This is a genomic window from Gordonia paraffinivorans NBRC 108238 (genome assembly GCF_000344155.1).
Taxonomy (GTDB): domain Bacteria; phylum Actinomycetota; class Actinomycetes; order Mycobacteriales; family Mycobacteriaceae; genus Gordonia; species Gordonia paraffinivorans.
Genome location: NZ_BAOQ01000067.1, coordinates 1 through 8046 on the forward strand (window position 1 = coordinate 1; position 8046 = coordinate 8046).

The following is an 8046-nucleotide window of genomic DNA, read 5'->3' on the forward strand; positions in this document are numbered from 1 at the left end:
CCGCACGCGCGGCGTCGACCGCGGACGCGGCGGTGTGCAGGCGCTCGGCCGGGTTGCCCGGTGCCAGGACGCCGGTGCCCAGGGCGGTGAGCAGGGCGCGCAGGGGCTCCACGAGGAGTTCGGCACCCGACATCAGAGGCTCAGCCCCTTCTCTGCGGTGGAGTCGCCCGAGCTGTAGGCCGCGTCGGCGCGCAGCGTCGTGGTGGCCAGGTCCTCCTGGCGCCGGGCGGTGGCCTCCAGCGTCCGTTGGTGGAGGCGCAGGAACTCGGCGGCGGCGCCGAGGAACTCGAAGCCGATCAGGCCGAACGTGGTGGCGAGGCCGGTCATGGCGTCGTCGTGGCCCGGCGCATGGGCGCCCACGAGTGCCGCGCTGTGGCGTTGGGTCTGCGAGAAACGGTGCAGCGCTGCGGAATCCACCATCAGGCGGGCGTCGTCGGTGGAACCGGTCGACGAGGGGTTGGACCGTGGGCCGGGGGTGTGCGGGCTCATGGGATTTCGACGCGCCGCGGGCCGATCCGGTTCCATCGGTCGGCGGCGGGGCCCCGGCCCCTCCCAACCCGCACATCGGTGACGCCCACGAAATAGGGTGATCGGCATGGAACGCCTGATCGTCGACCACCCCCTCGCGGCCGCCCGACTCACCACGATGCGTGACGAGACCACCGACAACGCCGGGTTCCGCGCGGCGCTCTCGGACCTCACCCAGATGTTGGTCTACGAGGCCCTGGCGGGGGCGCCGAAGGCCGACGTCCAGATCAAGACGCCGTTGACCCCGTTCACCGGATCGCGGCTGGCCAAGCCGCCGCTGCTGGTGCCGGTGCTGCGTGCGGGCCTGGGCATGGTCGAGCAGGCGCACGCGATGGTTCCCGAGGCGCAGGTCGGGTTCGTCGGGATCGCCCGCGACGAGCGGACCGCCCAGCCCGTCCCGTACCTCGAGTCGCTGCCCGACGATCTCTCGGGGCACCCGGTGTTCGTGCTGGATCCGATGCTCGCCACCGGCGGTTCGATGCTGCACACCATGGAGTTGCTGGTCGCCCGCAACGCCACCGACATCACGGCGGTGTGCGTCGTCGCGGCGCCGCAGGGCGTGGAGGCGCTGGAGCGCTCGGGCCACCCGTGCCGCCTGGTCGTCGCCGCGATCGACGAGGGGCTCGACGAGGCGAACTACATCGTCCCGGGTCTCGGAGACGCCGGCGACCGGCAGTTCGGCCCGCGCTGGACCTCCGCGGCCGACTGACGCCTCGTTCCGCGCGCCGACGGGCGGTCCCCGCGATTCCTCAGCCGCACGCCGACGGGCGGTCCCTGCGAGTCCTCAGCCGCGCGACCAGTAGGCGATCATCGGTTCGTCGGACAGCACCCGGCCGCCGTCGACGATGGTCAGGCTCGACGGCGACACCAGGTAGCGCACCGAGCCGTTGCGGGCCTCGAACGTGTCGCCGGTCAGCGTCGGGTACTGCAGCTCGATGGTGCCGTTCGGGGCCGCGCCCTTGTAGTACCAGCGTCCGGTCTGGTTGCCGACCTGGCAGATGACGACCCGCGATCGCGAGGTCATGCCGATGGCGACCGCCGGATCGTCGGACGCGTTGCAGCGCGGGCCGCTGGTGAATCCCTGCCAGTCCGCACCCGGCACCGTCGGCAGCGGACGATTCGGAACCGTCGTGGTGGTCGTGGTCGTGGTCGGATTCACGGGGGCCGGGGTCTGCGTGACGGTGTTCGTCACGGTCTCCGGCGTGGCCTGCGTGCTGCTCGCGGCCGACTTCTCCTCGGAGTCGTCGTCGGCAGGGATGAGCAGGAACGCGGCGAGCACGCCCACGGCCACCAACAGGACACCGGCGACGATGGCCACGAGGACGGCCGGAGACGACCACGGCGACCGCGGCGGCGGGCCCTGCGGGTAACCGGCGGGTCCGTACCCGGGCTGGTAGCCGCCCTGCGAGTAGGGGTCCGGGTTCTGGGGGTATCCGCCGGGGCCGTAGCCGCCGGATCCGTCGGGTGGGTAGGTCATCGTGCTCCTCGGGTGGGTCTACACACGTCAGATGGTTCTACAGCTCGCCGATGATCTCGGCGAGGAGTTCGCCCATATGTGTCGCCGACGCCCGGCCAGCCTCGAGGACCTCGGCGTGGCTGAGGTGCTCGCCGGTCATCCCGGCGGCCAGGTTGGTCACCAGGGAGACGCCGAGGACCTCGAGACCGGCGGCGCGCGCGGCGATGGTCTCGTGCACCGTCGACATGCCGACGAGGTCGGCGCCGAGGGTTCGCAGCATGCGGATCTCGGCGGGGGTCTCGTAGTGCGGCCCCGGCAGCCCCGCGTACACCCCCTCGGCGAGGGACGGATCGACCCGACGAGCGACCTCGCGCAACCGGGGGGAGTAGGCGTCGACGAGATCGACGAACTGCGCGCCGACGAGCGGGGACCGGGCGGTCAGGTTGAGGTGATCGGAGATCAGGACCGGCCGGCCCACCGACATGTCCTCGCGCAGGCCGCCGGCCGCGTTGGTGAGGATGACCGTGTGAGCGCCGGCCGCCGCGGCGGTCCGCACCGGGTGCACCACCCGCGCGAGATCGTGGCCCTCGTAGGCGTGAATCCGGCCGAGCATCAACAGGACCCGGCGGGTGCCGATGTGGACGGAGTGGATCACCCCGCCGTGTCCGGCGGCGCTGGGCGGGGTGAAACCGGGGATCGACGACATCGGCAACGACCGGATCGGGGTGCCGAAGGCGTCGGCCGCGGGTGCCCAGCCGGAGCCGAGGATGACCGCGACTTCGTGTGCGGCGGCGTCGGTCTCGGCGGCGATGGTGGCGGCCGCGGCGATGGCCGCGGCGTCGGCGTCAACGGTCGGATCCATGCGCCAACCCTAATCAACGGCCCCGGGCGCGGCGCGGAACGTCGGCGGTCGTGCCGGTCGCGGGCAGCAGGGGGCGATAAGGTCAGGTCATGCCATATCTCAACGAGACCGGCGACGTCGTCGAACTCCACCTCGGTGCGCCGGGCGCCGAGCTCGACGAGACGAACCCGGAGAACCGCTTCCGCCTGGATTGGCTCGACGAGGTGGAGCGGCTGCTCGGTGAGGTGACCGCGGACCCGAAGCGCCCGCTGGTCGTGACCGCGACCGGCAAGTTCTTCACCAACGGCCTCGACACCGACCACATCTTCGCCGCGCCGGACCAGTTGCCGGCCTACCTCGATCGCGTGCATGCGCTCTACACGACGATCCTCACCCTCCCGGTGCCGACCGTGGCCGCGATCAACGGTCACGCCTTCGGCGCCGGCGCGATGCTGGCGCTGTGCGCCGACCAGGTCGTCATGCGCACCGAGCGCGGCTTCTGGTCGCTTCCCGAGGCCGCGCTGAACATGCCGTTCACCCGCGGGATGGCGACTCTGTTGCGCACCAGGCTGCCCGACCGCACCGCGACCGAGGCGATGTACAGCAGCCGCCGGTACGGCGCCGACGACGCGGTGGCCGCCGGGATCGTCGACGAGGCGGTCCCCGTCGAGGACCTCGCCGCCCGCGCGGCCGAGCTGGCCGCCGGCCGTGCCGCGACCGTCGGGGCGAACCTGACGCTCATCAAGCGCGGCCTGCGCGGCCCGCTGCTGGCCGACCTCGCCATCCCGACGCCGGCCGGGGTGCTGGCATGACGGGGACGGAGCCGGCCATCGCGGTCGAGGGCGGCGGTCCCATCGACGAGTGGCTCGCCGCCCACTGGGACGAGTTGGTCGCCTGGCGCCGCGACATCCACGCCCATCCCGAACTGTCCCGGCAGGAGATCCGCACCACCGAACTGGTGATGCGCGAACTGACCGAGGCCGGCCTGCAGCCGCGCCGCCTGCCCCTGGGCACCGGCGTGGTCTGCGACATCGGCCCTGGCGACGAGCCCCGCATCGGCCTGCGTGCCGACATGGACGCGTTGCCGGTCACCGAGCACACTGGCCTGGCGTTCACGTCGACGGTCGAAGGAGTGTCCCATTCCTGCGGCCACGACGCCCACACCGCGATCCTGCTCGGCGTCGCCAAGCTGCTGGCCGGGTCGCAGCCGCTCCCGGTGGGTGTGCGGCTCATCTTCCAGGCCGCCGAAGAGGTGATGCCGGGCGGTGCGCTCGACGCCATCGACGCCGGCGTCACCAGCGGTCTCGGACGGATCTTCGCCCTCCACTGCGACCCCCGTCTGCCGGTGGGCACCGTCGGCCTGCGGCAGGGACCGCTCACGTTCGCGGCCGACCACATCGACCTGCAACTCCACTCCGCCGGCGGCCACACCTCCCGGCCGCATCTCACCGGCGACCTCGTCTACGCGATGGGCACCGTCATCACCGGGCTGCCCGGCGTGCTGTCGCGCCGCGTCGACCCGCGCTCGGGGACGGTCATGGTCTGGGGTGCGGCCAACGCGGGCAGCGCCCCGAACGCGATTCCCCAGGAAGGCAGGCTCCGCGGCACGGTGCGGACCGGCGACCACGGGACCTGGGCGTCACTGGAGCCGCTGGTGCGCAGCATCGTCGGCGAACTCGTCGCGCCCCTCGGCGTCCGGTACGACCTCTCCTACATCCGCGGGGTGCCGCCGGTGGTGAACGACGAGGTGGCGTTCCGGATGCTCAAGCGGTCGGTCGCCGCGATCGGTCCCGACGCCATCGCCGACACGCCGCAGTCACCGGGCGGCGAGGACTTCTCCTGGTACCTCGAGCACGTTCCCGGCGCGATGGCGCGCCTGGGGGTGTGGGACGGGATCGGACCCCAGGTCGACCTGCACGCACCCAACTTCGATCTCGACGAGCGGGCTCTCGCGATCGGCGTGCGCACCCTCGCCGGAGTGGTGCTCGGCGCCAAGAACGCGGCGGAGAGCGCCTAGAACGATGGAGGGCGGCCGGCGCACATCGCATGGACGACAGCGCCGGCCGTCCGTCTGCTGCGGGTCAGGGCTCGATGGGGCCGGGGCCGGGGCCCACGTTGCGGGCCTCGCGGAGACGGAGGTCCTGCACGTAGTCGGCCGGGGCGCCCGCGACCTCGGCGGCGTCGGCCATCACACCGAGATAGCGGGCCGAGGGAAGGCCGCCCTCATAGGCGTCGAGCACGTACAACCAGGCCAGGACCGGACCGTCCGCGGTGTCGACACGCGCCCGGATCTTGCGGTGGATGCCGAGTTCGGAGCCCTCCCACCGGTCGAGGAGCTCCTCGTCCTCGGGCGTGACGTCGTACAACACCACGAAGACACGGGCGTTCGGGTCGTCGCGGTCCTCGGTGACGGTGGCCAGGGAACCCTCCCAGCCGATGTCCTCGCCGGCGAAGGTCAGACGCCACCCGTTGAGCCATCCGGTACCCGACATCGGCGAGTGCGGCGCGCGTTGCGCCATCTGCTCGGGATCCATGTTCGATCCGTAGGCTGCATAAATCGGCACGGGTGGAGCCTAGTGTGTCGACGGCCCGTCCGGAAGGTGACCCGCGCGCCGAGGGGTATGGCATGTGCCGCATATGGCACGATCCGCGTGGAGGCCCGCCACCCCGCGGGACTAGGTTTGTATCAGGCGCGACCCCATGCCACGGTCGCCCGGGAGAGCACGCACCACCCCGCGCGGCTCGACCCGGACCGGGGGTCCGGCACCACGGTGTCGGCACCGACCCGGTCCGACACCAGTTCGCCCACCGATCAACACGTACGCCGGGGCGCACGGTGTCTCACGAGGACGCCGCGACGAGACCGGTTGCAGGACAGGAGTGCACAGTGACCAGAATCGTCATCATCGGCGGCGGACCGGCGGGCTACGAGGCGGCACTGGCCGCGGCGGCCTACGGCGCCGACATCACGGTGATCGACTCCGACGGCATCGGTGGCGCCTGCGTGCTCTGGGACTGCGTCCCGTCGAAGACCTTCATCGCCTCCACCGGCATCCGCACCGAGGTCCGCAAGGCCGTCGACCTCGGCATCAACATCAAGACCGATGACACCCTGGTCAGCCTTCCGCAGATCCACCAGCGCGTCCGCGACCTCGCCTTCGCCCAGTCCGCCGACATCCGGTCGCGCCTCGTCAGCGAGGGCGTGAAGCTGGTGTCGGGCACCGCGGTGCTCGACGAGACGCAGGTCGGCGTCGCGACCCACGGCGTGATCGCCACCCTCGCCGACGGCAGCACCGAGCGCTACGAGGGCGACGTGGTGCTGATCGCGACCGGCGCGTCGCCCCGGATCCTGCCCGACGCCCGGCCCGACGGCGAACGCATCCTCACCTGGCGCCAGCTCTACGACCTCGAGGAACTGCCCGAGCACCTCGTCGTCATCGGTTCCGGCGTCACCGGCGCCGAGTTCGTCCACGCCTACACCGAACTCGGCGTGAAGGTGACCCTGGTGTCGAGCCGCGACCGGATGCTGCCGCACGAGGACGAGGACGCCGCACTGGTCCTCGAGGACGCACTCGCCGAGCGCGGCGTCGAACTGGTCAAGCACGCCCGTGCCGACAAGGTGGAGCGCGACGGCGACACGGTCACCGTGCACCTCGCCGACGGGCGCTCGGTCACCGGCAGCCACGTCCTGATGACCGTGGGTTCGGTCCCCAACACCGCGAACCTGCAGCTCGATCGTGCCGGCGTCGAGGTCGACAAGGGCGGCTACATCCGCGTCGACCGCGTCTCGCGCACCTCGGTTCCCGGGATCTACGCCGCCGGCGACTGCACGGGTCTGTTGCCGCTGGCGTCCGTGGCCGCGATGCAGGGGCGTATCGCCGTCTACCACGCCCTCGGTGAGGGTGTCAGCCCGATCAAGCTGAAAACCGTTGCGTCCGCGATCTTCACGCGTCCGGAGATCGCGAGCGTCGGCGTCTCGCAGAAGGCGATCGACGCCGGCGAGTACCCCGCCCGCACCGTGATGCTGCCCCTCGCGACCAACGCGCGCGCCAAGATGAGCGGCCTGCGCCGCGGCTTCGTGAAAATCTTCTGCCGCCCGGCGACCGGCGTGGTCATCGGCGGGGTCGCGGTCGCCCCCAACGCCTCCGAGCTGATCCTCCCGATCGCGCTCGCCGTGCAGAACAAGCTGACCGTCGGCGATCTCGCGCAGACGTTCTCGGTGTACCCCTCGCTGTCCGGTTCCATCACCGAGGCCGCCCGCCAGCTCGTCCGCCACGACGACCTGGACTAGGAGCACACGACGAACCAACACACGACGAACGAACACACGACGCCGTCGCGTTCGTCGGGCCGAGTCGTCCCGCGAGCTGTCCACAACGGACGTTCCCCGGCTCGGCGCGGGCCCCGGGCGCGGTAGGGTCGGGCAACCCGTCCTCAAGAGCTGCTCGGGGGAGGGCGCACACGGGATCGGGGGAGGCGTCGTGACGGAGCCGCACAGCAGCCTGTATCAGGCTCTCGGCCGCGGAGGTCCCGGCGAGGTCTCCTTCGGCGGCGGCCGGACCGACTGGGCCGGGCTGGGGATCGACGAGATCATCGACATCCTGCACACCATGGATCCCGGCAGCGCCGCCGGCGACGTCAACACCATCCTCCAGGCGATCGAGGCGGTGCGTCGCGCCGCTGACCGGCTGGAGGGGTTGTTCGCCGACGACGGCCTGCGCGGCCGGGCCGCCGACGCCGCGGTGCAGGCCGGGCAGGAGCTCTCCGCCGCGATGCACTCGACGCTCGACTCGGCCACCCTCGTCGGCGATGCGCTCGGCGACGCGGTGGCCGTCGTCGGAGCGGCGCGGGGCCAGGAAGGCCATCTGCAGGAGCTGCGGCGGCGTCTCCGCGAGCGCCCGGAGGACGCACCCGGCGTCCGGTACGAGGCCGACCGGCTGATGGGCTCCACCTACTCGTCCCCGATGCAGCGGGTCCAGCACCGTATCTCGACCACATCCGACGGCCCGGCCGCCACCGTCGTGGGTCTCGGCGGCGCAGGCGGTTCGGTGTTCGCCGGGTCCTCCGGCGCCGATTCCGCCCGTGGCCAGGCGGCCAACACCGTCGACGCCGGCGACTTCGGTCGGCGAGGGTCACCGGCCGCCCCGGCGGCCGTGCCGACTCCTGCGCCTGGTACGGGCGGGCCGCCACCGGGACCGGCCACCCCCCTGGTGCCGACCCC

At 72.1% G+C, this 8046-nt stretch carries 8 protein-coding genes and 1 pseudogene; 5 read left to right on the top strand and 4 right to left on the bottom strand.

Going from position 1 to position 8046, the window contains the following annotated elements:
• Window positions 1–132: 132 nt before the first annotated feature.
• Entirely contained in the window at window positions 133–489 is a 357-nt protein-coding gene (locus tag GP2_RS20425; protein ID WP_006902544.1) for a type VII secretion target, read from the bottom strand.
• A gap of 106 nt (window positions 490–595) precedes the next feature.
• On the opposite strand from GP2_RS20425, the gene upp reads away from it, so the two are divergent.
• Window positions 596–1237 (top strand): uracil phosphoribosyltransferase, encoded by a 642-nt coding sequence (gene upp, locus GP2_RS20430; RefSeq protein ID WP_040527623.1) that lies wholly within the window; start codon window positions 596–598, stop codon window positions 1235–1237.
• A gap of 75 nt (window positions 1238–1312) precedes the next feature.
• Here upp and GP2_RS20435 read toward each other — a convergent pair whose 3' ends face one another.
• Together GP2_RS20435 and GP2_RS20440 are read right to left on the bottom strand one after the other, a co-directional pair.
• A complete protein-coding gene (locus GP2_RS20435; protein ID WP_006902548.1) occupies window positions 1313–2005 on the bottom strand; it encodes a hypothetical protein in 693 nt (230 codons plus the stop codon).
• Window positions 2006–2042: 37 nt separating this feature from the next.
• Window positions 2043–2846 (bottom strand): purine-nucleoside phosphorylase, encoded by an 804-nt coding sequence (locus tag GP2_RS20440; RefSeq protein WP_006902550.1) that lies wholly within the window; start codon window positions 2844–2846, stop codon window positions 2043–2045.
• Window positions 2847–2935: 89 nt separating this feature from the next.
• Between GP2_RS20440 and GP2_RS20445 the strand changes: the two genes are divergently transcribed.
• A complete protein-coding gene (locus tag GP2_RS20445; protein ID WP_006902551.1) occupies window positions 2936–3637 on the top strand; it encodes an enoyl-CoA hydratase/isomerase family protein in 702 nt (233 codons plus the stop codon).
• Window positions 3634–4842 carry an amidohydrolase gene (locus tag GP2_RS20450; RefSeq protein WP_051997289.1) on the top strand — a complete coding sequence of 403 codons (1209 nt, stop codon included), beginning with the start codon at window positions 3634–3636 and terminating at the stop codon, window positions 4840–4842. Before GP2_RS20445 ends, GP2_RS20450 begins: the two co-directional genes overlap by 4 nt.
• Before the next feature lie 64 nt (window positions 4843–4906).
• On the opposite strand, the gene GP2_RS20455 is transcribed toward GP2_RS20450, so the two are convergent.
• On the bottom strand, window positions 4907–5389 hold the full coding sequence (locus GP2_RS20455) for a gamma-glutamylcyclotransferase family protein (protein ID WP_040527621.1): 483 nt from the start codon (window positions 5387–5389) through the stop codon (window positions 4907–4909).
• 323 nt (window positions 5390–5712) lie between these two features.
• Here GP2_RS20455 and GP2_RS20460 point away from each other — a divergent pair, with 323 nt between their 5' ends.
• Both GP2_RS20460 and GP2_RS20465 read left to right on the top strand, forming a co-directional pair.
• Window positions 5713–7116 carry an NAD(P)H-quinone dehydrogenase gene (locus GP2_RS20460; RefSeq protein WP_006902554.1) on the top strand — a complete coding sequence of 468 codons (1404 nt, stop codon included), beginning with the start codon at window positions 5713–5715 and terminating at the stop codon, window positions 7114–7116.
• 190 nt (window positions 7117–7306) lie between these two features.
• A pseudogene (locus tag GP2_RS20465) lies at window positions 7307–8046 on the top strand (hypothetical protein); the annotation flags it as partial.